The 20,669-nt window shown below is 66.0% G+C and carries 34 protein-coding genes and 1 tRNA gene; 26 read left to right on the top strand and 9 right to left on the bottom strand.

Features of this window, described 5'->3' with window-relative positions:
• The first annotated feature begins 9 nt into the window (after positions 1–9).
• Positions 10–501, top strand: a complete 492-nt coding sequence (locus AC1DIP_RS06640; protein ID WP_056387674.1) for a hypothetical protein — start codon at positions 10–12, stop codon at positions 499–501.
• Positions 502–508: 7 nt separating this feature from the next.
• On the opposite strand, the gene AC1DIP_RS06635 is transcribed toward AC1DIP_RS06640, so the two are convergent.
• The 5 genes from AC1DIP_RS06635 to AC1DIP_RS06615 all read right to left on the bottom strand — a co-directional run bounded on the left by AC1DIP_RS06635 (position 509) and on the right by AC1DIP_RS06615 (position 4,231).
• A complete protein-coding gene (locus AC1DIP_RS06635; protein WP_056387671.1) occupies positions 509–1,489 on the bottom strand; it encodes an Abi family protein in 981 nt (326 codons plus the stop codon).
• Positions 1,490–1,604: 115 nt separating this feature from the next.
• Entirely contained in the window at positions 1,605–2,033 is a 429-nt protein-coding gene (locus tag AC1DIP_RS06630) for a helix-turn-helix domain-containing protein (protein ID WP_477733281.1), read from the bottom strand.
• 109 nt (positions 2,034–2,142) lie between these two features.
• Positions 2,143–2,790 (bottom strand): hypothetical protein, encoded by a 648-nt coding sequence (locus AC1DIP_RS06625; protein ID WP_477733280.1) that lies wholly within the window; start codon positions 2,788–2,790, stop codon positions 2,143–2,145.
• Positions 2,787–3,824: a hypothetical protein gene (locus AC1DIP_RS06620; RefSeq protein ID WP_477733279.1), complete on the bottom strand. Its 1,038-nt coding sequence runs from the start codon at positions 3,822–3,824 to the stop codon at positions 2,787–2,789. Before AC1DIP_RS06620 ends, AC1DIP_RS06625 begins: the two co-directional genes overlap by 4 nt.
• The gene (locus tag AC1DIP_RS06615) at positions 3,821–4,231 is read right to left on the bottom strand and encodes a hypothetical protein (RefSeq protein ID WP_208294365.1); all 411 of its coding nucleotides are present in this window, start codon (positions 4,229–4,231) and stop codon (positions 3,821–3,823) included. The genes AC1DIP_RS06620 and AC1DIP_RS06615 overlap by 4 nt, the downstream gene beginning before the upstream one ends.
• A gap of 231 nt (positions 4,232–4,462) precedes the next feature.
• Between AC1DIP_RS06615 and AC1DIP_RS06610 the strand changes: the two genes are divergently transcribed.
• A complete protein-coding gene (locus tag AC1DIP_RS06610; protein WP_477733278.1) occupies positions 4,463–5,089 on the top strand; it encodes a LexA family protein in 627 nt (208 codons plus the stop codon).
• Positions 5,090–5,104: 15 nt separating this feature from the next.
• Positions 5,105–6,409: a Y-family DNA polymerase gene (locus AC1DIP_RS06605; protein ID WP_082581623.1), complete on the top strand. Its 1,305-nt coding sequence runs from the start codon at positions 5,105–5,107 to the stop codon at positions 6,407–6,409.
• A 70-nt stretch (positions 6,410–6,479) separates the two neighbouring features.
• On the opposite strand, the gene AC1DIP_RS06600 is transcribed toward AC1DIP_RS06605, so the two are convergent.
• Together AC1DIP_RS06600 and AC1DIP_RS06595 are read right to left on the bottom strand one after the other, a co-directional pair.
• Positions 6,480–6,764 carry a hypothetical protein gene (locus AC1DIP_RS06600; RefSeq protein ID WP_139126767.1) on the bottom strand — a complete coding sequence of 95 codons (285 nt, stop codon included), beginning with the start codon at positions 6,762–6,764 and terminating at the stop codon, positions 6,480–6,482.
• Positions 6,765–6,873: 109 nt separating this feature from the next.
• Entirely contained in the window at positions 6,874–7,347 is a 474-nt protein-coding gene (locus tag AC1DIP_RS06595) for a hypothetical protein (RefSeq protein WP_477733277.1), read from the bottom strand.
• 151 nt (positions 7,348–7,498) lie between these two features.
• On the opposite strand from AC1DIP_RS06595, the gene AC1DIP_RS06590 reads away from it, so the two are divergent.
• The gene (locus tag AC1DIP_RS06590) at positions 7,499–7,642 is read left to right on the top strand and encodes a hypothetical protein (RefSeq protein WP_156400145.1); all 144 of its coding nucleotides are present in this window, start codon (positions 7,499–7,501) and stop codon (positions 7,640–7,642) included.
• Positions 7,643–8,680: 1,038 nt separating this feature from the next.
• Positions 8,681–9,118, top strand: coding sequence for a hypothetical protein (locus AC1DIP_RS06585; RefSeq protein WP_056388145.1), 438 nt, complete (start codon positions 8,681–8,683; stop codon positions 9,116–9,118).
• Between the two features lie 186 nt (positions 9,119–9,304).
• Here AC1DIP_RS06585 and AC1DIP_RS06580 read toward each other — a convergent pair whose 3' ends face one another.
• Positions 9,305–10,138 (bottom strand): hypothetical protein, encoded by an 834-nt coding sequence (locus tag AC1DIP_RS06580; protein WP_477733276.1) that lies wholly within the window; start codon positions 10,136–10,138, stop codon positions 9,305–9,307.
• Between the two features lie 324 nt (positions 10,139–10,462).
• Here AC1DIP_RS06580 and AC1DIP_RS06575 point away from each other — a divergent pair, with 324 nt between their 5' ends.
• The 16 genes from AC1DIP_RS06575 (at position 10,463) to AC1DIP_RS06500 (ending at position 17,914) form a co-directional block, all read left to right on the top strand.
• On the top strand, positions 10,463–11,113 hold the full coding sequence (locus AC1DIP_RS06575) for a homing endonuclease associated repeat-containing protein (protein WP_477733275.1): 651 nt from the start codon (positions 10,463–10,465) through the stop codon (positions 11,111–11,113).
• Between the two features lie 73 nt (positions 11,114–11,186).
• Complete coding sequence (locus AC1DIP_RS06570) at positions 11,187–11,498, top strand: hypothetical protein (protein WP_477733274.1); 312 nt, start codon at positions 11,187–11,189, stop codon at positions 11,496–11,498.
• A 531-nt stretch (positions 11,499–12,029) separates the two neighbouring features.
• Positions 12,030–12,377: a hypothetical protein gene (locus tag AC1DIP_RS06565; RefSeq protein ID WP_142133551.1), complete on the top strand. Its 348-nt coding sequence runs from the start codon at positions 12,030–12,032 to the stop codon at positions 12,375–12,377.
• Entirely contained in the window at positions 12,377–12,616 is a 240-nt protein-coding gene (locus AC1DIP_RS06560) for a hypothetical protein (protein WP_056387635.1), read from the top strand. Before AC1DIP_RS06565 ends, AC1DIP_RS06560 begins: the two co-directional genes overlap by 1 nt.
• 19 nt (positions 12,617–12,635) lie before the next feature.
• Positions 12,636–12,899 carry a hypothetical protein gene (locus tag AC1DIP_RS06555; protein WP_354258985.1) on the top strand — a complete coding sequence of 88 codons (264 nt, stop codon included), beginning with the start codon at positions 12,636–12,638 and terminating at the stop codon, positions 12,897–12,899.
• A 232-nt stretch (positions 12,900–13,131) separates the two neighbouring features.
• Entirely contained in the window at positions 13,132–13,623 is a 492-nt protein-coding gene (locus AC1DIP_RS06550; protein WP_056387630.1) for a single-stranded DNA-binding protein, read from the top strand.
• 175 nt (positions 13,624–13,798) lie between these two features.
• A complete protein-coding gene (locus tag AC1DIP_RS06545; RefSeq protein WP_133830782.1) occupies positions 13,799–14,062 on the top strand; it encodes a hypothetical protein in 264 nt (87 codons plus the stop codon).
• Positions 14,059–14,289 (top strand): hypothetical protein, encoded by a 231-nt coding sequence (locus AC1DIP_RS06540; RefSeq protein ID WP_056387625.1) that lies wholly within the window; start codon positions 14,059–14,061, stop codon positions 14,287–14,289. Before AC1DIP_RS06545 ends, AC1DIP_RS06540 begins: the two co-directional genes overlap by 4 nt.
• A 218-nt stretch (positions 14,290–14,507) precedes the next feature.
• Positions 14,508–14,645, top strand: a complete 138-nt coding sequence (locus AC1DIP_RS06535; RefSeq protein ID WP_156783993.1) for a hypothetical protein — start codon at positions 14,508–14,510, stop codon at positions 14,643–14,645.
• Between the two features lie 27 nt (positions 14,646–14,672).
• The gene (locus tag AC1DIP_RS06530) at positions 14,673–15,086 is read left to right on the top strand and encodes a hypothetical protein (RefSeq protein WP_056387620.1); all 414 of its coding nucleotides are present in this window, start codon (positions 14,673–14,675) and stop codon (positions 15,084–15,086) included.
• A 66-nt stretch (positions 15,087–15,152) separates the two neighbouring features.
• Positions 15,153–15,298 (top strand) — tRNA-OTHER (locus AC1DIP_RS06525).
• Positions 15,299–15,360: 62 nt separating this feature from the next.
• Positions 15,361–15,669 (top strand): hypothetical protein, encoded by a 309-nt coding sequence (locus AC1DIP_RS06520; RefSeq protein ID WP_071416397.1) that lies wholly within the window; start codon positions 15,361–15,363, stop codon positions 15,667–15,669.
• A gap of 17 nt (positions 15,670–15,686) precedes the next feature.
• A complete protein-coding gene (locus tag AC1DIP_RS06515; RefSeq protein ID WP_477733273.1) occupies positions 15,687–15,989 on the top strand; it encodes a hypothetical protein in 303 nt (100 codons plus the stop codon).
• A gap of 166 nt (positions 15,990–16,155) precedes the next feature.
• Positions 16,156–16,803 (top strand): thermonuclease family protein, encoded by a 648-nt coding sequence (locus tag AC1DIP_RS06510; RefSeq protein ID WP_142133553.1) that lies wholly within the window; start codon positions 16,156–16,158, stop codon positions 16,801–16,803.
• Positions 16,804–16,840: 37 nt separating this feature from the next.
• Positions 16,841–17,179, top strand: a complete 339-nt coding sequence (locus AC1DIP_RS06505; protein ID WP_056387609.1) for a hypothetical protein — start codon at positions 16,841–16,843, stop codon at positions 17,177–17,179.
• 141 nt (positions 17,180–17,320) lie between these two features.
• Positions 17,321–17,914 (top strand): hypothetical protein, encoded by a 594-nt coding sequence (locus tag AC1DIP_RS06500; protein ID WP_477733272.1) that lies wholly within the window; start codon positions 17,321–17,323, stop codon positions 17,912–17,914.
• A 61-nt stretch (positions 17,915–17,975) separates the two neighbouring features.
• Here the strand turns inward: AC1DIP_RS06500 and AC1DIP_RS06495 are convergent, their stop codons facing one another.
• Entirely contained in the window at positions 17,976–18,197 is a 222-nt protein-coding gene (locus AC1DIP_RS06495) for a hypothetical protein (RefSeq protein WP_056387604.1), read from the bottom strand.
• A 251-nt stretch (positions 18,198–18,448) separates the two neighbouring features.
• On the opposite strand from AC1DIP_RS06495, the gene AC1DIP_RS06490 reads away from it, so the two are divergent.
• The 5 genes from AC1DIP_RS06490 to AC1DIP_RS06470 all read left to right on the top strand — a co-directional run bounded on the left by AC1DIP_RS06490 (position 18,449) and on the right by AC1DIP_RS06470 (position 20,643).
• Positions 18,449–18,688, top strand: coding sequence for a hypothetical protein (locus AC1DIP_RS06490; RefSeq protein ID WP_056387601.1), 240 nt, complete (start codon positions 18,449–18,451; stop codon positions 18,686–18,688).
• A 67-nt stretch (positions 18,689–18,755) separates the two neighbouring features.
• Entirely contained in the window at positions 18,756–19,085 is a 330-nt protein-coding gene (locus AC1DIP_RS06485) for a hypothetical protein (RefSeq protein ID WP_056387598.1), read from the top strand.
• A 5-nt stretch (positions 19,086–19,090) separates the two neighbouring features.
• Positions 19,091–19,471 carry a hypothetical protein gene (locus tag AC1DIP_RS06480; protein WP_021473549.1) on the top strand — a complete coding sequence of 127 codons (381 nt, stop codon included), beginning with the start codon at positions 19,091–19,093 and terminating at the stop codon, positions 19,469–19,471.
• Between the two features lie 36 nt (positions 19,472–19,507).
• The gene (locus tag AC1DIP_RS06475; protein WP_056387596.1) at positions 19,508–19,771 is read left to right on the top strand and encodes a hypothetical protein; all 264 of its coding nucleotides are present in this window, start codon (positions 19,508–19,510) and stop codon (positions 19,769–19,771) included.
• A 155-nt stretch (positions 19,772–19,926) separates the two neighbouring features.
• Positions 19,927–20,643 (top strand): hypothetical protein, encoded by a 717-nt coding sequence (locus AC1DIP_RS06470; RefSeq protein WP_477733271.1) that lies wholly within the window; start codon positions 19,927–19,929, stop codon positions 20,641–20,643.
• Positions 20,644–20,669: the final 26 nt, after the last annotated feature.

The raw sequence follows: 20,669 nt of genomic DNA, 5'->3' as shown, positions 1-20,669 counted from the left end.
ACGAATCCCATGGCCCTCGACCACGCTTTCCTGCGCACACCACAGGACTTCAGCAGCATGCTCATCGAGATGCAGGAGGGCAGCTGGCCGCCGGACGAGGCGGACATCATCCGTATCGCCCAGGGGTGCTCGATGCTGATCGAGTGCATCGATGCCTGGGAGAGCGCCACGCACGGCAAGAACGTCTTCGACGTCGCCCGCGGAGAGATCTGCACGGCCGACGTACGGCGGCTCCTCGCCCAGGAGGTCTCACTGAGCTACGAGGGCGACGTCGCGGTGCTGCTGGTGCCGCCTGCGGACGAACGTGTGCGCGTGGAAATCCGTGCCGACGTCGACGAATACCAGGGCCTGCTGCGCCGTCCGGAGATGGTCCTGGATTGGGAGCAGGATGGTAAGCAGCACGAGCACTACATCTCACTCAAGCCCAAGGGCGCGCACTGGTACATGCTGTCGCAGCTGCGTGACGACATGAAGGAAGGCCGGCTCACCGTCCGGTCCTAGCTCCGCCTCAGCCGCGCCAGAGCTCGAGCGACTCCCAGCCCACAGGCGCGCCCATCGACTCGATGGTCAGGGCGTGTGAGACCGGGAATTGGCGAAGCAGAGCCGCCAGCCGACCGGACCAACCGGTGTCCGGGTCGATGGCGCGCAGCAGGTACGCGATTACGGCCAGGGCGTTGTACGTGCCGAAGACACCCTTGGCGGTCTGCTCATCGCGCAGGTGGTCCAGCACCGGCACCACTCCGACCTTCGGCCGCGACGGCGCGTTCTGGAGCTTGCGGTTGAACAGTCGGGCATGGTGGGCAGCGACGTTCCGCACGTAGTTCAGGCTGGCGAGCCAGCTGATCATGACCTTCTTCGTCGGCACGCCGAACTCACGGGCAATCTCCTCGGCATCCTGCTGGTGCATGCCGCGGTAAAGCACGCACAGGTGTCCCAGCTCAAGGATCTCCGTCAGCGCCCACACCGGCATCCTGTCGTCGTACTTCTGCCTGAAGTGCTCCACGAACTGCTCGTCGGAGCTGGCCCGCCGCTCGTTGACGCGCTGGAGCCAACGCACATGCGGGCTCGGCGCGGGATCCCGCACATCGGTGCTCTCGGCTGTGAAGGCCTCGGTGAAGCACTCCGGGTCCTCGTAGGCGAAAGGGGACCGGCGGCCGAGGACATAGCCGATCCGCATCCGCGCGGCGACCTCGATGCGTTCGACGCCGTCCATGACCAGCATGCGCAGCTGCCGGTCGAAGTCGATGATCTCCTCAGCGTGGCGCAACGTCGTGCCCGGCCGGTAGCCGCTGAGCACCCGGATGCGGGAGCGCCCGTCCTCGTCGGCGTAGCGCTCGGACTCGCGGAAGGGGTAGAGGTAGCCGGTGAGGCGGTAGTAGCCGACGGCACCCAGCAGCACGGCTGCCCGGTCCCCGACGTCGGCCCCGTGCCACGCCAGCCGGTCGATCTGCGCGTCGACCGACAGCCATGGCTTCGCGTACTCCGCCACGTTCCTCCCCCTGAAAAGAAAATCAGCCCGCGCCTTGCGGCAACGGGCTGATCGTGATGGCTATAAAGTAGCACGGATCGTCTGTCCATGCATCGCTGATGCTGTACGGCGCTGATCACCGTCCGGAGGTCGGCAGCGCGACGCCCAGACGAACCCGGTAGGCCTTCAGGACCTTGCCGAGCGTCTTCAGGTTCTCCGGATGGTCTACACCGGACTCCAGCTCCCTGATCCGGATCGGACGGACGCCGGCGACCTCGGCGACCTGCTTGTGGGAGGCCTTCCCCCGGAGCTTGACCAACAGGTCCGGCAGGTCCTCGTCAAGGTCCTCGAACATGCGGAACTTCTCGGCGGTCCCCATGCGGGTATGACCCAGGTGCCAGTGGCCACAGTGTCCACAGCTGTACCAGCTCGTCGAGGGATCCTCGCGGAGCCGGTCCGGAATCTCGCCCTCGCTGCGGTAGCGGCGCTTGAAGACCTTCTTCCCTTCGCGCATGGTCGTGCACTCGCGCGGGGCGTCCTCGGCCCGGGAGGCGGGGTTGGACATCCCCGCGCACCGGGGAGCGCAGTACAGCCCGAGCAGCACCGGGTCCTGGGGACGCAGCCCCAGACCCTTGCCACACCCCTTGCACCGCTGTCTCTTCGGGAACAGCACCTCAGCCACGCCCGGCCTCCTTCATTTCTGCGTTGCCGGACCGGTCGTCGCGGCCCTCCTCAGCCTTCTTCCTGGCGCGCCTCTCGCGCGCCGCCGCCCGGATCCGGGCGCGGTAAGCGGGGTCATCGCGGTACCGCTGCCGCTGCCGCTGCTTCTTGCGCTCGGCCCGCTGCGGGTCCGCGGCGATGTACCTGGCGCTGGCAGCAGCCTGGTCGGCCCGGAACTGCGGGTCCTGGCGGTACCGGCGGGAGTGGTCGCGCTTGCAGGGACGGCACACCCAGGTGCCGTCCTTGGCCCAGTAGCCGTTGTCGGCGTCCATCGTGTGCCCGCGGGCACAGGTACGGCTGCCCGGCCGGCGCAGCGGCTTGGCCCCCTTCTGCATGTGCCCGGGGTTGACGCAGGCACTGCGACCACAGGCCATCCGCAGGATCTCGTCCTGCGTCAGGGACCCGAGCCCGAGCTCCTGCTGCAGGGCCTCCCAGGCGTATCGGCGCGGCGTGACCGAGGACCGGCCGTTCGACAGGCCGAAGCGGCCCGAGGCGGTCCAGACCCAGCAGCCTGTGCCGTCGAGCCTGCCCGCCTCCTTATCGACCTTCTCCCAGAACCGCTCGGCGTAGGTCGCTGTACTCCTGTGCGTGGCGGTGCTCACCGGATCGGCCGCCCTTCCCGCTCGCGCTCGAGCTTCGCCTGCTTCTTCGTCGCCTCCCGCACCCGGTCCCGGACGAAGACCGCGTCCTTGTGCGTGATCGGAGCCTCGTGGACATTGTGCGAGCCGCGCAGGAAGTTGCTCGTGCGGTCCGCGATCGAGTACGCGAGTGCCTGCTCGATCGCCGCGCTGGTCTCCTTTACCTCACCCAGCTGCCCGTGCAGCGCGGCCAGGCCTTGGGTCTGCTCACGGCCCATCTGCTCCAGGGCTTCCATGCGCGCCGCGATGCTGCCCAGCAGCGGATCACGGGAGCGGAACAGCTGCGCCGCGCGCCGGGTGGCAGCATCGGTCGCCAGTCCAAGGTCGAGCTGGGCCAGCAGAAAGGCCGTGACCAGGCTTGCCTGGCTCAACCGCTCGGTGAACTCGCGGGCCGCCGTGTCGCCGACGCCGAGCTCACGGACGGCCGCTGAGCGCAGCTGCTCCCGCAGCGCGCCGACGATGGCCTCGGGCAGGGCCCGGACGGCAGGCTGGCTCTTCACGCCGTCGAGCCGGAAGCCGCTCTGTGGCAACGACTCGCTGCCCTCGTCCCCTCCGCCGGAGCCGCCCCTGGCCGCCGCAGACTGCACGGCCTCCTGATGGTCGGTGTGCTGGAGCGGGACGGGCGGGAGGAGGTTGGCATCTTCCGGCGGCGACACCGGGAGGGCCGCGGGGTGTGCTTCGGCGTCTGCGTCGTCGTGCACCTGCGGCATCGCTGCTGTGTCCACGACGACGGCGTCGCTCTGGGCCGGGGGAGTGGCGCTGCCTGCTCCCGAGCCTCCCCGCTGGCCGGCACCGGTGTCCCGGTCAAGGTTCTCGGCGCTCTGCTGCGGGGCCTCATCCTTCTCCGGCGTGTCCTGCTCCGGCTCCGCCGGCTGTGCCCGTTCCTGGGCCCGCTTCAGGCCCTCGCTCCCGCCGGTCCGGTACGCATCGAGGAAGGACGTGTCGACGTCCATCAGCTCGTCGGTGGACGGCATGATCTCGTTCAGCCCCTGGCTCACGTCAGCTCCCCGTTCTCCTCGTCCAGCAGATAGTTGTCGCCCCTGGTCAGCCCGAGCAGGGAATCGAAGCCCATGGTCACGACCCGCTCGAGGTTGGCGTTGTTCGTCGAAAGCGCCTTGAGCTCGTCGACGACCTGGTTGATGCGCGCGGTGAGCAGATCAGGGATGTCGAAGTCGAGATTCTCGCGCCGGATCTTCTCGGCGATCGCCTCGGCGTAGTACTCGTTGGCGGAGGGGTAGCCGCGCCGCTGCGCCCAGTACTCCGCCCGCTGCTTCTCGTCCGAGGACAGGCGGGTAAAGACCCGCTCCCTGCGGTCGCTGCCGTTCTGGTCGATGCTCGGTCCACCGGACCTGGTCGCAGCCCGCGCAGCGGGAGGCGCAGCCTTCGGCTCGTCGACGACGGTCATGTCTGGCCTCTCCTGTCATATTCGACTGATGTACGAGTCCATTCTAACGTCATTCGATTGTCTGTCACGAATGATTGGGCAATGACTTGTGACAGACCTTTGCGGAGAGGTCGGGCAGAGAGGTGGAGTCATCTGCGTCACCCGGTCAGCGCCTGATCGCGTGTCCCAGGCGGCCTCGGTTCCTCGACCCCAAGGCCGGGGCCGCTGAACGTTGGTTCGCACCTCCCGTTCGTGCGAAAAAGAGAAGGCCCCGACGCGCACGAAGCGCACCGGGGCCTTTATTCCTGCCTGCAGTCCCTGAGCCCAGGCCTGTCCGGTCCGCCCGGCATTTGCTCCACGTTGCGTGCCGTTCCCGCCCGGGCGTACGATTCCATCGAACATATGTTCGAAAAGGAAGTGGACATGCAGGCCTCGCAGCCAGAACCGTTGGCGCTCGACGAGCCGCTGATACTCCCGTTCGCGCCGGAAGCCGTCGCCTGCGGCTTCCCCAGCCCTGCAGAGGGATATTGGTCCGGGGACCTTGATCTTGTCCAGCACCTGGTCCGGGACCCAACATGTACATTTGTCTGGCGTGCAGCCGGCCATTCCATGACCGGAGCCGGAATCAATGACGGCGACCTGCTGCTCGTGGACCGGGGGATCGATCCCGTTCCGGGCAAGATCGTGATCGCCGTCGTTGACGGCGAATACACCGTCAAGCGGCTGGACGTCATCCAGGGACGTACCGTTCTCGTGGCAGAGAACCTTGACTATGCGGACATCGTTCTCCACGAACACACCGAGATGTCAGTCTGGGGCGTGGTCACATGGATTCTGTCTCCTGCGAAAACCAAACGTGGTGTCAGACCCCGCCTATAGTCTCCAGCCGTGGCAATGACGACTCTCACCCCAGCACCCGATCAAATCGCTCTCGTAGACTGCGTCTCCTTTTACGCCAACGCGGAGCGCGTCTTCGACCCCACGCTGCATGACCGGCCGACCCTTGTCCTCTCGAACAATGACGGCTGTGTGGTTGCCGCGTGCCCGCTGGTGAAGGAGCTCGATCCTGACATCATGGGCAAGCCGTGGTTCAAGATCCGCGGCTGGTGCCAGGCCAAGGGCGTCGAAGCCAGGTCATCGAACTATGAGCTCTATGGCTCGCTGAGTGCACGGGTTGCCACCATTCTGGGCCGCTTCAGTGCGTGGCAGGAAGTGTATTCGATCGACGAAAGCTGGCTGAAGCTGCGGGGCGCTCCTGAAGAACTCGAATCACGGGGACAGGAGATCCGACGGACTGTCCTCCAGCTGACCGGAATTCCTGTCCGCGTCGCGATCGGTCCCACGAAGACCCTCGCCAAGGTAGCGGCTCTCGGCATCAAGAAAAACCCCGCGTTCAATGGTGTTCTCGATCTCCGGCGGTTTTCGGAGGAGCAGCTTGACCGGATCCTTGACTCCCTCCATGTGACTGACCTCTGGGGCGTCGCCGGGCGTAACGGCAAGCGCCTGGCTGCGCTCGGCATCCACACGGCCAGAGAACTGCGCGACGCTGATGCCAAATGGCTCCGCAAACGGTTCTCCGTCGTCATGGAAAGAACCATCCTGGAGCTGCGCGGGCAAAAATGCATCGAGCTGGAGACCCAGCCGCCGGCTGCCAAGGACCAGCTGATCTATTCCAGGAGCTTCTCACGCAAGCTTACGGACCCTGACGAGATGCATCAGGTTCTGTCGATCTACGCCCAGCGGGTCTCAGCACGTCTTCGGGCCCAGGGGTCCGTCGCCGGCGTGCTCTCGGTGTGGGCTTCGACCGGCTGGGCCGACGAAGGAACCGTCCCGCATTCAGCCCACCGGGCTGTTCCGCTGGCCATGCCGACCGATGACCCGATCGCGCTTACGAAAGCTGCCAGTGTGATCCTGCCTGATCTGTTTCCGACCGCCGGTATCCGCTACGCCCGTGCAGGAGTTGTACTCACGGGACTGCGCGCGGGTGACGGCGTTCAGTTCCTACCTGTGTTCCAATCCGAATTCGAAGATCGGGGAGTAGGGAAGGTACTTGACGAAATCACGAGAAAGCTCGGCGCGCAGGCAGTGGGTGTGGGCCTGGGTGGCATGAAGACCCCGCCGGCGTGGGAGATGAAGCGCGCCATGCTCTCGAAGCGCTGCACGACCCACTGGGACGAGCTGCCGGTCGCTGTGGCATAGCGGGGTAAGGGAAGCGCAGGACCTCAACAGCACCCGCGCCGGCAGCAAACTCGAGCAGCGACCTGCCACATTAAAGCGCGGCTTCGAGTTCCTCCGAGGAATACCCGAACATGTAATCCTCATCCTTACCGTGTGAGGCCCAGATCTGAGCTGCATCGTAAACACTCAGCGCCTCGCTGTCGTCATCGTCATCGTCATCTAGACCGTAGCGACACTCCAGGCAGTACATCTCGGAGTAAACAAACTTTTTCACCAGGGGCGTCCCACAGTTGGGGCACGGGGGCGTTTCACCCTCGTAGACATCGATCTCGTCCCAGCTTTTTTCCTTCTTCGCAAGGAAATCAAAGATACCCAAAGGCCCTACCGTCCCAATACGTCCCGCCGAAGCCGTTTCTGATATGACATAAACCGCTGACGACAAGCACAACCGCAATTTTCGACACGGTCAGTATCGCATGCGCCTGTTAGGTACTACCTCCACGCGAGTAAGGCGATACCTGGACGAACTTTGTCTCGGTGCCGCCGGGACCGTAGTGCTGCACGCGCTGGTGCCCGCTGACATTATGCTCGGTCGGAGACTTTCTGCTGGCCTCCTCGCCGATGCCCTCGAAAGCCGCCTCCGTGAACTCAGGGATTTTCTCCCAGACCGCCGCGCTGACCTGCTTGAATGCTTCGGGCGACCTCAGTGTCAACAACGTGACCGCGCCAGCAGCCGCAAGAGCGCCAACGGCGAGACCTGTCTTGAAAGCCGGATGCTCCTTGATCCGCTGCCAGCGGGTCGGGCCCTGGCTCATATCCTGCTCGCAGGCTCCGGCGGCCTCAGGGTTGGGCACTTCAATGGGCTCAGACTGGACTGACTTGTCCTCGGGCTGCTGAAGACGTGATGGATTGAGCGGCTGCGCCCGATCGAACGGGCCTTCTTGATCATGACCGGGCACTCAGGCAGTCTATCCTTTACCGGCAATCCCAGTCTCGCTCCGGTCTTAGGCAGGCTACTCACTGCGCATGCTGTTACTTGACAACTTTCTCTTCTCCAACGGACAGAGGACGGCCGGGCAGGGCTCTATGCTCAGAGCTATGGAGGTTGAATTGACCATTGAAGATGCCCAGGGCGAAATGATGCGCGTCAGCGCGACGGGCCCCGACTATGGCACCACCCTGGCCGCGGCGAAGGCCAAAATCCCGGAAGGATCCCGGATGATCATCATTCGCGTTCCGGACCGTGAGGTGTAACCGTTTCAGTATGCTCCTCCGCCCGGATACCCTGCTGAACTCACCTGGCCCCTTCCCAGCAAGGTCCTGGTCCGGCCTGAAGCAAGCAGTCCGGCATCAGGAAGCACCAGCCATACAACCAAGACAGCGCCCGTCAAGGTTGGTCATTGCCAGGTCTGGCCACACCAGCAACGGCCCTCTTTGTGTTCCTGGATGACCAAGACCCGTTCCTCGCCGAGCAGAATGATGTCTTCGTAGCTGAGCATGCCTCCAGTGCAGCATCGGTTGCCGACTGCCGGTAGGGGAGTCCTGGCGTATGTGGAAAACCGCAGGGACGATCAAGCTCGTTCCGGTATGCCCAGCCGCCTCGATCCGGTGCCCTTCAACCTCCGTCCGAACCGGGCCTATCATGAGGGAGGGGGACACCTATTGGCCGCTTGTCGGGACAGGTCATGGCACCACACAACGCGAATAGGCGGGACAACCGCATCCCTGGAATTGCAACATTGCGCCCCGGGCACCGCATCAGGGAAATACGCCAGGACCTCCATGACCGACACCCTGCCCGGGCCCGCTACCAGGTCATTGCTGCTCATCATCCGTTAGCCGGCGGGGCACCCCTTGTGCCCCCGGCCTCGCATGAATATCAGATCCGTCTCTACGCGCGGTCCCGCAGCGGAGACGTAAGGGTGCGACTCGCCGCGGTTAGGGAGGCCATAGCAACCTCGCCATATGTCTGGGAGGACCTTACCGACGATGGTGTGCGGGAATGGGTTGAGCCTTCGATTGAAGACGATGTGCTGTTGGCGGCTGCACTGGTGTCTCTGGGAACTTTGAGCGCCGAGGAACGCCCTTATTTGGGCAAGTTCGTGGTCGAGGAGATCTACGAGATTCTGACAAGTGCAGAAGCGGCTTACTGGCACCGGGCCGTATCAGGCCGCCGCCGGCACTGACCGAATCAGCCTGGTTCCGAGATCCTAAGCTCTCAGAGCGGACCAAACGTCGTTCTTGAACCTATGAAGCATGGGCCTCTCGGCTGAACTCTGCAAGAATCACGGCATGGTCGACCGCACTGCGTCCGATGAGCACTACGTGCTTGACCTGTGCGATGGCGTCCTCGGCATGAGCAGCTGTCGCCAAGCGACGTTCGATTGGCTCCGCGGCGACCCGTCCCCTTTGCGACCCCTCGGCACCAAGCTACCCGTGGACGGCTTTTGGTCCGATCTCAAGCTCGTCGTCGAGTTCCAGGAGGAGCAGCATTCGAAGCCGTCGCCGTTCTTCGATCGGCGGCAGACCGTCTCTGGTGTCGGTCGCGGCGAGCAACGTCGCCTCTACGACGAACGCAAGCGCCTTCTTATCCCCGAACATGGATTGAAGCTCGTTGTGATCGAGAAGTCCGCGTTCATCGTCAAGTCGAAGCGGATCCGGCGCGACCCGACGAGGGACATTGCCGTGGTGCGCGCGCACCTCGGCAATGCGCAGCCAAAACGGCTCTAGTGCCGACGTCGCCATCGAAGTGCTGTGACGCGGACTCCGCTCTGGAATGCTGCCATCTGGGGCTTGCTATGACTTCGGCAGCCTTGTGAACAGGAAAAGAAGAACCGGTGCGAGTATGCACCGGTTCTTCTTTTTGATCGGTAGAAGCCAATCAACGGCAGGACGAAAACCCGCGATGGATGAGCCTCAGACCTTTGCGCTGGCCGTGCAGTCCACGAGTGCCGAGGTGAAGTCCTTCGACTTCCAGATCTTCTTGTCCTCGTCCTTCGGCAGGAAGTCCGAGATCGATCCGGTCCCTATTGGTGCGCCGCCGGCGAGGAAGCGCAGCGTCTCCTGCGAGAACCCTGCCTGGAAGACGACGCCCGCCAGGCAAGCGCCCGAGGCTGCGTAGGTCTTCTTCTGATCCTCGTTCAGCGCATAGGAGGAGAACGTCGAAACGAGCCCCGCGGTCAGCTGTGAGGAGGAGTTGATGCTCGCGCCCTGCGGCACCGGGAACTTCGGCGTAAGATCCGGCTGCCGGGCCTGGGGGAGCTCCTGTCCCTGCTTCGGCGGCACGTAGACCTGATCCTTGCCGTCCTTGCTGGTCGTGGCAAACGGGGCCGGGGTCGGCGGGATCACCGCGTCGACGCAAGCGTCGAACTTGTCGCGCAGCTCGGGGGAGAGCATGATCGCGGCGTCCATCGCGCTGACCTCGCGCAGGCCATTTGCCACCGCGGCGATGTCGTCGCTGCCCTTGCCCACGATGTAAGCCTGCGCGGCGTCCGAGAGCTTCTTGTCCTGGACGGCGCGGACCAGGCACGCGCCGCCGTCGGCGCTCTTGGCCCCGGTGCCCTGGAACACGAGCCGGTCCAGCGCCTTGCCGAGGTCCTCGCTTGTCACCTTCGCCGCGCTGGTGCTCGGGCTCGGCGATGGCTGCGCCGTCTCTGAACCGGCGGAGCATCCGGCGAGCAGGCTGCCCAGCACCGCCAGTGCGGCGGCGGACAATGCCGCCTTCCTCGTCATCGGGGTCTTCATCGCCATGGCCTCTCCTGTCGGGTCGATGTCTGCGCCGGATGGCACAGAGCCCGCATCCGACTGGTCTTCCAGTACATCTTATCCGATAGGTCAATCGAATGGTCTATCGGTTGATGCGCGAAAAGCGACACAAAAGACGGCTGACAGAAGGTCTGCGCCAGGCCCTGGCGATGCCTGGTATCGCCAGGGGGCAGCTGGGCTGGGAGGGATCAACGGAGTTGATCCGGACGGGTGCTCGACGCGTCCCGAGCGCGTCACCCGGTCCCTGGTGGGCCGGGTCGGGACGGCATGCCGCGCCCGGACGACGCCGACCCGAGAGAGGGACTGCCAATGACCCGGACGACTGTGCCGACGGACCTGATGCCGCGCTGCCAGATCGCGGACCCGCAGGTGCAGGAGCACCTGCCGTGCCAGCACCACGAGAGCGGCGGCGTCCAGTGCGAGAACCCCGATCCGCACACGGACGATCACTGGATCTCGGAGCACACAATTTCCCACGCGCTGGCCGGAAACGCCTACGCCTGCACGGCATTCGACCCCGCAGAGCCGGCCCGAGCCGTCCAAGGGCCTGTCCAGACCTACACCGAACAGCAGATGGTCGACGCGCTCCTGCGCTGCGCCGCGGACCGGGACAGCCTCCCGCGCAACGACTACATCCGCCGCAGACACGACGACGAACCATCCGCGCCGCTGCTGGAGCGCCGGTTCGGCTCCTGGAATGCAGCCCTGGAGAGAGCGGGCCTGAACACCACCGAGCAGCCGCTGCACTTCCAGGGCGCGACCACGAAGTGGACCGAGGAGATGATCCTCGACGCCCTGCGCGAGTGCTGGATCAAGACCGGCTCCATCGCCGTGCTCGCCTACGAGGCCTGGCGCACCGGCGGCACCGACGGCATTTGCCGGACCCATGTCCCGCCGGCGGCCACCATCCGGTTCCGGATGGGCAGCTGGTCGCGGGCCACGCTGCTCGCCGTGGGCTGAGCCGGCGGCCCTGGCGCGGGTGGCTGCCATCCCGCTCATCCCACTGACCGCACACAGACCGAAGGACTCCATCTTGACGATCGCCCGCTCCCTCCATGACGTCATCGACGACGCACCGCCGTCGGACGCCATCGCGCAGCAGATCCAACTGCAGGCCGCCGCTGCGCTCCTGCCCGAACAGGAGTGGTGCGGCGGCTGCACCCCCGGGAACGATCCGGTGCCCGACGTCGAGGGCGGCATCCCCGGCATGCCGCAGGACGTCGTCCTGCGCACGACGGAGCCGCTGCCGCTGCCCGCGGACTGGAAGGCCGTCTGGGGCCCGGCCCCGCTCTACGACATCGCCTACCTCGCCTGTGGGCACACCGTTGCCCGCCGGGCCTCCTGACCCGGGGCAGGGATGCAGCGACGCAGCGCAGCTGCGCCGGGGGACTCATCGACTGAACCACCGACCAGCGAAGGAGCGTCCCGCTCATGCCCATGACACCACTGCAGAGCTGGGCCCTCATCGTGCTGCTCGCCGTCTTTGTGCTCGGGCTCATCTGGCTCTACGCCGAGGCCGAGGCTGCGCTCCGGCGCAGACATACAGACAAGGCGGCAGCACAGCAGCCGCAGGCCGAGGAGGCAGACAGCTCGCTCGTTCCCATTCCTGTACCCACCGCCCGCCCGACCCTTCGTCTCATCCAGGGGCAGGGCCACCAGGGCTCCGCGAGGTCCCGTCGCGGTCCCGCCGGGGAATCTAAAGAGACCCCTTCCGGCCCCCCCTGGCCTCCTGCGGGGCTGGGTCAAGACTTCATGCGGCCCACTGCCGCACCACGAACAGCCCCGGGCCGTCGCGAGAAGCGCCGGACACACCGTTCCTGCCGCAGCCCGGCAACGAAGCCACGGCGGCCCGGGGTCAACAACCATTCACCTGCCTGTGCAGGCATCGAAAGCGAGAAGAACCATGGACCAGACCATCGCACCGCCCGTCATCAAGCACAGCGTCGCCGTCGACTTCGGCGTCATCGAGCTCACGGGCACCCTGCAGCACGCCGACGCCCAGCGCAGCCTCGTACTCCTGACCGACGAGGCCCCCGAGCGCATCTCGGTGAACCTCGAGGCATATGGCCTCGTAGCCGGCCCGGGGCGAGTGTTCATCAAGGACTGGTCGGAACACGCTGGCCTGGCCGAGCGCCTGCAGGAGGCGGGGCTCGTGCGCATCATGCGCTCCGTGACCGTCGGTCCGTTCGCCTCCACCGCCCACGAGGTCGAGGTCACGCTCTGATGGCCGCGGACACCCATGCGCTGAGCGTCCTGAAGCTGAGCACCGGCCACCTCGAGAAGATCGAGCAGCTCCAGGGACGGATGCTCGCCCTCGGCGAGGAACAGCTGGAGGTCGAGCGCCGCCAGCTCGAGGCCCAGGACACGCAGAACGTCCTCGCCTGGCTGCAGCTGCAGCAGGCCCAGGGGCATGCACCCGACCCGACGCTCGTGGACCTGGTCCGCCGGCGGCTGCGGATCTGAAGCAGACAGGAGAAACGCCATGGACAACATCATCGAGAGCACCGGAGTCCTCATCGCCACTCTTGCCTTCATGATCTGCCTCGCGTGGCTGGGCTGGTTGCTGTTCCGGAGACGGTTCCCGAACCGGGACGGGCAGATCGCGTACCTGGAGGAGGACTACCGGCGGGCCTGCGAGAGCGGAGACGTGGCCGCGGCCGATCAGATCGAGGCTGAACTCTGGGATCTGGGGGCAGCACCGGGCTGGCCTGGGGCCGGGCGTACCGGGTTCGATCAGCGCAGCTGATGCGGGACCCGTGATGCAAGGGCATCTGGGATCAACGCAGTTGATCCGGAAGGAGCACTGAGGAGCGCTCGATCAGCACAGCTGATCCGAGTCTTCATTCGAAAGATCATCGTCTGATCAGCACAGCTGATCCGGATGGGGGTCTGAGAGACAACCGAACACTTCAACTCACCATCGCGCGCGGAGCAGGGACACTGCCCGCGCGTTTCGTGCACAACGAGGAGAAACACTCATGTCGAACCCCCGCAACTCCGCCACTGTCATCGGCCGCCTGACCAAGGACCCGGTCGTCTTCAACAACCAGGACGGCTCCAAGAAGGTCGCGTTCACCCTGATGGCCGACCACAACTACACCGACAGCCATGGCAACCGCGGCGCTGACGCTGTGCCGGTCGAGGCTTTCGTGCGCGCGACCACCAACGGCATCGGCCCGTTCGCGAGCATCCACAAGGGTGACCTCGTAGCCGTGAACCTCAAGCTGCGCCAGGACCGCTACACCAAGAACGGTGTCGAGGTCTTCGAGCTCAAGGCAGTCGTCGAGGACATCACGTTCCTCGAGCCCCGCTCGGTGACCCAGGCCCGCGTGAACGAGCGCGTCGCTGCCGCCGAGGCGCAGAACCAGGCCCTGCAGACCCAGCCGGCTCCGGCTCCCGTCGCAGCCGCTGCCGCACCGCAGCCGGCCGTCGCCAGCGCCGTCCACAGCGAGGAGCTGCCCTTCTCCTGAGAAGCGCGCCCCGCACCCAGCACAACCCACAACTGAATAACAACCGAATAGGCGGCTCACGCACGCCGACAGTCCCCGTCCGAGGAGCCTCGCGCTGCTCGGACGGGGATCTGCTTTCGCTGGCCGCCGTCCTGCCCTGCCCCCAACGTCATCAGCCAAGAGAAGGAGTTCCGCCATGCAGATCGTCGCCGACGCGACCGTCGAGGCCACCGATCACGACCAGGCCCTGCACGCAGGGCTCACCGCCGTCGTCGGCTCGGTGATCACCGACCACCCCGGACCGGATGTCGAGGCCATGGTCGACGACGTCGTCACCGCCGTCATCCAGAAGCTGCGCCTTCACGCCAGCCAGGTCTTCGTCGCCGATCACGGCGGCACCCGCCCCGTGGAGCGCTTCCGCACCGTCACCGGGCGGATGGACCTGGAGGACCCGGAATGAGCCTGGTCCAGCAGCTCGAGCCCGCCGCCGAGGTTCAGCCGGCTGCCGGGCTTCCCGCGGCGGCGCGGATCCTCGCCGAGACGTATCCCCGGATCGTCGACTTCGACCCCAGTGGGATGACGATCGAAGAAGTGCACTACTTCCTCGGTGAGTCGGCTGCCGTCGCCTTCTTCCAGTTCCTGGTCCTCACCAAGCGGTGCAAGGCCGCCGTCGGGATCCGGCGCTGAGAGCTTCCGTGCAGAGCGGTTCGATCCCTCCGTGGCTCCGGCCCCACCAGCGCCCCGCGCGCCCTGCCCTGCCCTCCCGGCAGCAGCGGCGTGGCGGGGCGCTGTCTTTTCGTTCAGGTTTCGTTCGTGGCCTGTGTGGAGGGGATCGGCACAGCCGATCCGGATCTGACGACGAAGGACAACGTCCCCGTCCTGCCACACTTCACTGGAGGTCCGCCATGTCTGGTCTCAGCTGCCCCAACGATGGCGCGCCGATGGAGTCCGACGCCCCCGCCACGGCCCGCGAACGGGCCGGCCGGCGCGGTTGCGCCTGCACCCACACCTGCCCGGAGTGCGGCTACTCCGAGATCCGCTGATCACCACCCATCGACCGAGGAGGGGCCATGTCGACCTCCGTGCAGCACCGTCATCACCGCAACCACGACCACACCCTCACCGGCTTCCTGTCCGCCGTCGCAGCGGTCTTCCAGGAGCTGAACGCCGCCGACGACGCCGACGAGCTCGAGCGCCACGTCGGCTGGGTCTCGCACTCGTGCGAGCCGGACTACCAGGTGCTCGTCGAGCTGATCGGCCCCGCGCCGGGCCTCGCCCTGCAGCTGGTCATCGACCTGGACATCGACTCGACGGTCGCCTCCGCGCAGATCGTCGGCACGGCCGATGACGAGTCGTTCACGACGGACGTCGAGGTCGGAGTCCGGTTCCTGTCCCATCTCGTCGAGCACCACCTCGCGCCAGCGGCCAGGCCGTGCGACGGCTGCACGGCTCCGGACTCCCTGCGGGCACCGACCTGGAAGTGAGTGGCGAACGGCTCCTCGTCCCTTTCCTCACAACCCCTCGCCGGCTCCTTCCCGGAACCGGCCCACGGCGCTCTAGCTCAGCGGCAGAGCACTCGGCGTTCTGACTGCCCGCGGTTCGATTCCGCATCAATCCCTGGTCGGGCAGACCCAGGCTACAGGCCCGTTGCAGGGCGACGCACGAGAGGTCACGGGTTCGATCCCCGTGAGCGCCACAGACCCAGGGTCGTACAGGCCCGCGCGATCCATCAGCTGCACCAGCCAGGAGGGCAATGTCATGACCGACACGATCACCCCCGCCTTCCTCGACATCGTCAAAGACGGCGGTCCTGCGGTCCAGGAGGCTCTGTTGCGCTCGACCGAGCGCCACCGCATCCTCGGCGGCAAGAGCGCCCGGATGCTGCGCCGGGGCGACCGGGTCGCGCTGCGCGACCTGAACCCTGATCTGGATGGCGGCACAGCCGTCGTCGAGCAGGTGCGGCCCTCGGTGGGCAGCACTGTCCACATCCTCACCGTCGGCGGTGAGGCCCACCTCGTCCGCGGCTCGCGCCTCGTGCTCGTCGCCCGCGGACCGGAACAACCCTGACCAGCAAGGAAACCGCCATGTACACCGGACCCATCAGCAACGGCATGCTGCTCGGCATGACGCACAAGGGACGCAGCGCATTGATCCGCGAGCTCAGCCCGGACGTGCGCCGCAAGCTCGCACACATCGCCTCGCTCGGTGCCGAACAGGAGACCAGGAAAGCCGCAGAGCACTTCGACGCTGGCCGGCGTGTCTGGGCCGGTATCAGGCTCGACCACGCCCAGTCACTGAGCCGGCTCGCTGCTGAGCTCACGGGCGAGCCCGACGGCGTCTTCATCGTCGAACCCATCGACTCCGGATCCGTCGCGGCAGGCAACTGATCTCTCTCACTGGACCCCTGGCACCGAGCGCATCGCTCAGGGCCGGGGGTCCTGTCTTTCTCTTTCCGGAACAGCCAGCACAGCTGGCTCGGGCGTGCCCGTGGAGAAGCACGCCTGCCACCCCGGCCAGAGCGCCCGACGACCACTCCAGCAAGGAAACCCCACCATGAAGCGCACCCCCTCCGGATCTGTCTTCGGCGGCCTCATCGCCGCCGTGCTCTGTATCGTCACGCTGACCGGCTGCGAGGACCTGCCGAAGGCCCCCGGCGTCCCGGGTACGCCGTCCACCAGCACTGCGGCAGCCCAGGACCCGGGACAGGTGTCCTCTGGCAAACCGGCGAGCGTGGAGACCAAAGTCATCCGTGTCATCGACGGCGACACCGTCGCCGTGCTGCCGGTGGCCGGCCTGCTCGAGGCGACCGACAAGCATATCGGGATCCCCGAGCACACAGTCAGGCTCCTGGGCATCGACGCGCCCGAAATGAACTATCACAAGGATGCCGAGCCCGAGTGCGGCGCTAGGGCCGCCACTGATCATCTTGGCGGCATCCTGCCGCAGGGCATGCCAGTGACCATCGAGTACGACCCCGGGGCAGACAGAACTGACCGTTATGGCCGTTCTCTCGCCTACGTCATCACACCGGCCCACAACGATGCCGCGCGACAGCAGGTCACCGACGGCTACGCCATGCCCTGGTTCCCCAAGGGCGAGCCGGAGCCCCAGCGGATCCCCGAGTACCGCACGGCGGCTGACAACGCCGTGGCACTGCATGCCGGTGCGCACTCACAGTGCTCCTCCATCGGCCGCGGCTGAGCTGCTGCACTTACAGACTACGAACCAGGAGAACCACATGCCCATCCCTACAGCACCCTCTGAGCTGGACGAACTCCAGGTCGGCGACAAGGTCCTCGTCAAGAGGGTCCTCGACCACCCCGCCTGGATGAAGCAGGTCCCGTGCGATCCCCGCAATGGCTCCACCGCGAAGTACGTCCGCGACCCGCAGGTCGTGGAGGAACTGGGGGTGAGCTGCGTGATGGACCGCCGGGCGGTACCCGCGATCGCAGCTGCCGGCAACTGGCCAGGACGTGAGGCGCACACGCTGGTCCGCCTGCCCAACGGCTTCTGGTACGACTGCGCCACCGGCCTGCAGGACGGGTCCGGATCCACGCGCATCGAACGCATGCACTGAGCCTGAACGGAGCCCGGCACGGGGGAGAGCCCCTGGTGCCGGGCTCGTCTCTTTCCTGGCGGCTCGTCAGATCGGCACAGCCGATCCGGATCTGGACTCGAAGGAGACACCCGCTCCTTCCTGACCAGAAGGAGCAGCACGATGAGCCACGACGACCACAAGTGCAGCCTGGCCCAGCTGGAGCGGGCGCTCGAGGTGCTCGACGGAAAGCTGAAGCGCCTGGGGCTGAACGCCCCGGTGCAGATCCGTGCGATCGGCGGCTTCGCGCTCATGAAGTACGGCATCCGTGCTGCGGACCGGGCATTCACCGTCGACATCGACAGCGTCACCGGCGATTTCGCGCCAGAGGTCATGGCGGCAATCCATGAGGTGGCCGACGAAATGAACCTGGAGCGCGACTGGATCAACAACGACAACGTGATGGACGGTGACGACGCTGAGCTCGTGGCCTCGATATACCAGGCGCGCTGGATCGACGACGACACAGCGTACGAGTGCATCAGGCTTCAGCTGGCCAGTGTCCCCACGCTGACCCGCGCCAAGATCATCGCCGCGGACACCGCGGAGTTCTCCGGCCGTGCACAGGACCTGCCGGATCTCCTGGAATTGCTCCGATTCCAGGGCATCACCACCGCTGCCCGGTTCGATGCTGCTTACCCGGATCCCTACGACGAATACCCCGCCGCCCGCGAGGCCGTGCACGAGCACTTCGCTGCGGACAGGACGTTCGCCTGAAGAAGACCCCACCGTCAGAGCGCGTGCTCCGGCGGTGGGGTCTCTTTTTTGTGTCCGTGGTTTACTGCTGGCCGGAATCTTCGGAGTTACCTCCGTCGTCGATGTCCTTCAGCCGCTGTTCCAGCCGGGTTGCGTGGGCCTCTTTGACTTTCCGGTAAACCTTGACGCCACCTGCAATGACCAGACCTGCAGCCGCCAAGACCCCCGCGGCGATCAGGTCCTCTGTACGGGCATCCTGCTTGCCTGCGTGGTAGCCCTTGCCATAGACCGCGCTTCCCGCCACGAATCTCTCCCTTTGTTGAATTTTGAACTCCGCCGAAAGCCTATCCCAGGGTGCGTGGAGGGGTTGTGCCGATGCTGCGGATCATCCGCGTTTTGCCGGCGCGGGGTTGGAACCTTCTTGTTGTTCTTCTTCATCTTCGATTCTCAGGTGCAGCCAGTGGTGGTGACAGCGGAGCTGTCACGGAGGAGTCATCGACGAAGGACGGCCTGCAGTGCAGCGCCGTGCCCCACAGGATTCCGAGGAGAACCGCCATGAGCACCATCGCCGCACCCATGCAGGACGCGCTGCCATTCGACTTCGGCTCTGATGTGCTGGTCGTCAGCGCGCCCGTCTACGACGAGCAGGCCCGCCAGGCCGACCGCGAGCTGTGCCAGCGCTACGTCACCGGATGGTGCGGCACGGCGTTCACGGCGGACGGCACACGGGCAGAACGCGCCGAGACCACCTTCGCGGATTTCCAGGCGGCCGCCCGCCGTCTGGCAGAGGGCTGAGGAACCAGCGCAGCTGATCCAGGTCCGGCATCGAACAAACGACTTCATCAAACAGGAGGGGATCACCGTGTCCATTGCCACCACTTCCGAGCCCGACCTCGACGCTGAAGCTCAACGCGTTACCGCCGTCCACCGGCTCGCCACGAGCAAGGCCTTCTACCCGGAGCTGCGGCGTGCCGAGGCTCAGGCCCGGGTCCAGCTCGCCGCCGCCGTCATAGCAATGGACGAGGTCGAGGACCGCATCGCCGCCGGCGAGAAGATCCACTCACTCTACGAGCAGGCTGCAATCGAACGGGCCAAAGACGCCTACGCCCAGGCGCTGGCTGATCTCGTCCGCGGCGAGTCCAGCGTTGAGGCTGACCCGTCGACTTCCCAACCCATGAACCAGGAGCACTGATCACCATGTCCTTCCTCGAGAAGATCGGATTCGTCGAGACCGCCGAGCAGGAGGCCCAGCGCCTCGCGCAGTCGCCCGAGGGCTCGGCCAACCACGAACTGTCCAAGCTGCCGGTCACCATCGAGCAGTGGCCCCAGGACCTGCTCATCGAGCTGCCCTGGCACGCCACCGAGCGGGGCTCAGGCCACCGCGTCGTCGTGGTGCCCATCGAATACCGCGGCGAGGCCCGCACCGAGGGCGAGGAAGAACCCCGTCCTCGCAAGCGCCACGCTGGTTGGTGGAACTGCGCGGTCGTCGCCAGCGACCACCCCAGCTACCCGGTCGGCGGTTACCGGCTGAGCATCCCCGCTGCCGAGCTCGCCCGCGGCAAGCGGATCGAGCTCTGAGAGAACACATCCCACGACGAAGGAGCGTGAACCACCATGCCTGACACGATGCAGACCACCGGCCGCCGCGAGCGGATCCTCCGGAGTGTCGGCAGGGCGCTCCTCGTCACGGGGATCGTGCTGAACGTCCTCGCCCTGCTGCCCGCGATCGCAGCCAGCGCCTGGACCGGCCACTGGACGGCGAGCGTGGTGCTCGTGGTCCTGTCCGGTGCTGTCTGGGCTGCTGGACTTCCGGGCCTGAAGACCTGGGCTGCCCGGCTACGCCGTCACAACGACACCCAGCCCAGCCAGCACCAATGACCAGTCGCCCTGCCTGATCCCACCAGAGCCCCGGCTCCTGCGCTCCGGCGCGGGGCCGGGGCTCTCGCTCTGTCTCTGAGGCGGGTCCACGCGCTGCGGGGCAGCGCCTGGTGTTTTGCAACAGCAAGAGAACCATCCCGAACAAAGGAAGAGCCATGACCACCCTGACCACGACGCGTGTCCCGCTCAAGCAAATGGACCCTGCGATGCTCGTGTTCGAACTCGAGCGGGAGATCCAACACCTCATGCCCACGAACACGGAGCTCGTGACCCGCGCAGCTGCGACGGCCTCGTTCCTGCACCGGAAGCAGACCCGCTTCATCAGGGAAGACATGCCTCGCGTGCCGTACATCGAGCATCCGCTGCGCGTGGCGTTGCGCCTCCTGCGCTGGGGCGTCACCGACGCTGAACTGATTGCCGCAGCACTGCTGCATGATGTCGTCGAGGACTGCAGCAAAGAGCTGCTTGCTGCTTTCGGCCAGCCGGGTGAGGATCCCCTGGGCTGTCTGGCGCGGCTGTACGGCCGGCGCGTCTCGGTGCTCGTTGGGGCGGTGACCACTCCTGGCGGGAGCACCTCCTATGAGGAGCACCTCACGCGGCTTGCCAACTCCGGTTCCCGGGCGCTGCTCATCAAGGCCAGCGACCTGAAGGACAACGCCGGTTCGATCCGGCACCAGCTCGGCCACGGCCAGGATTCGCGCATGTACCGCATGCTCTTCAAGTACATGCCGGCCGTCGAGATCGTCGGAGCAGGTCTGCGCCGTTCGCTCTGCTGCCCTGCGACCCAGCAGTGCACCATGGCCGCCATCGCCGCGATGGAAGATCTCAGCCACGATCTCGCAGCCCTGTCGGCCGAGCATGGCATCGATTGACCATCCTGTTGACCTGGATCACCAGC

Source organism: Pseudarthrobacter sp. 05T312 (genome assembly GCF_056396685.1).
Note: the sequence above shows the minus strand (reverse complement) of the source record. Positions and strands in the feature narration are given on the sequence as shown.

What these genes read in the sequence shown, in the direction of transcription:
- AC1DIP_RS06640 (WP_056387674.1), top strand. Translation starts at nt 10, where the DNA reads ATGGCCCTCGACCACGCTTTCCTGCGCACACCACAGGACTTCAGCAGC.
- AC1DIP_RS06630 (WP_477733281.1), bottom strand. Translation starts at nt 2,033, where the DNA reads ATGTCCAACCCCGCCTCCCGGGCCGAGGACGCCCCGCGCGAGTGCACG.
- AC1DIP_RS06615 (WP_208294365.1), bottom strand. Translation starts at nt 4,231, where the DNA reads ATGACCGTCGTCGACGAGCCGAAGGCTGCGCCTCCCGCTGCGCGGGCT.
- AC1DIP_RS06605 (WP_082581623.1), top strand. Translation starts at nt 5,105, where the DNA reads ATGACGACTCTCACCCCAGCACCCGATCAAATCGCTCTCGTAGACTGC.
- AC1DIP_RS06585 (WP_056388145.1), top strand. Translation starts at nt 8,681, where the DNA reads ATGGTCGACCGCACTGCGTCCGATGAGCACTACGTGCTTGACCTGTGC.
- AC1DIP_RS06580 (WP_477733276.1), bottom strand. Translation starts at nt 10,138, where the DNA reads ATGGCGATGAAGACCCCGATGACGAGGAAGGCGGCATTGTCCGCCGCC.
- AC1DIP_RS06575 (WP_477733275.1), top strand. Translation starts at nt 10,463, where the DNA reads ATGACCCGGACGACTGTGCCGACGGACCTGATGCCGCGCTGCCAGATC.
- AC1DIP_RS06560 (WP_056387635.1), top strand. Translation starts at nt 12,377, where the DNA reads ATGGCCGCGGACACCCATGCGCTGAGCGTCCTGAAGCTGAGCACCGGC.
- AC1DIP_RS06555 (WP_354258985.1), top strand. Translation starts at nt 12,636, where the DNA reads ATGGACAACATCATCGAGAGCACCGGAGTCCTCATCGCCACTCTTGCC.
- AC1DIP_RS06550 (WP_056387630.1), top strand. Translation starts at nt 13,132, where the DNA reads ATGTCGAACCCCCGCAACTCCGCCACTGTCATCGGCCGCCTGACCAAG.
- AC1DIP_RS06545 (WP_133830782.1), top strand. Translation starts at nt 13,799, where the DNA reads ATGCAGATCGTCGCCGACGCGACCGTCGAGGCCACCGATCACGACCAG.
- AC1DIP_RS06540 (WP_056387625.1), top strand. Translation starts at nt 14,059, where the DNA reads ATGAGCCTGGTCCAGCAGCTCGAGCCCGCCGCCGAGGTTCAGCCGGCT.
- AC1DIP_RS06535 (WP_156783993.1), top strand. Translation starts at nt 14,508, where the DNA reads ATGTCTGGTCTCAGCTGCCCCAACGATGGCGCGCCGATGGAGTCCGAC.
- AC1DIP_RS06530 (WP_056387620.1), top strand. Translation starts at nt 14,673, where the DNA reads ATGTCGACCTCCGTGCAGCACCGTCATCACCGCAACCACGACCACACC.
- AC1DIP_RS06520 (WP_071416397.1), top strand. Translation starts at nt 15,361, where the DNA reads ATGACCGACACGATCACCCCCGCCTTCCTCGACATCGTCAAAGACGGC.
- AC1DIP_RS06515 (WP_477733273.1), top strand. Translation starts at nt 15,687, where the DNA reads ATGTACACCGGACCCATCAGCAACGGCATGCTGCTCGGCATGACGCAC.
- AC1DIP_RS06510 (WP_142133553.1), top strand. Translation starts at nt 16,156, where the DNA reads ATGAAGCGCACCCCCTCCGGATCTGTCTTCGGCGGCCTCATCGCCGCC.
- AC1DIP_RS06505 (WP_056387609.1), top strand. Translation starts at nt 16,841, where the DNA reads ATGCCCATCCCTACAGCACCCTCTGAGCTGGACGAACTCCAGGTCGGC.
- AC1DIP_RS06500 (WP_477733272.1), top strand. Translation starts at nt 17,321, where the DNA reads ATGAGCCACGACGACCACAAGTGCAGCCTGGCCCAGCTGGAGCGGGCG.
- AC1DIP_RS06490 (WP_056387601.1), top strand. Translation starts at nt 18,449, where the DNA reads ATGAGCACCATCGCCGCACCCATGCAGGACGCGCTGCCATTCGACTTC.
- AC1DIP_RS06480 (WP_021473549.1), top strand. Translation starts at nt 19,091, where the DNA reads ATGTCCTTCCTCGAGAAGATCGGATTCGTCGAGACCGCCGAGCAGGAG.
- AC1DIP_RS06475 (WP_056387596.1), top strand. Translation starts at nt 19,508, where the DNA reads ATGCCTGACACGATGCAGACCACCGGCCGCCGCGAGCGGATCCTCCGG.
- AC1DIP_RS06470 (WP_477733271.1), top strand. Translation starts at nt 19,927, where the DNA reads ATGACCACCCTGACCACGACGCGTGTCCCGCTCAAGCAAATGGACCCT.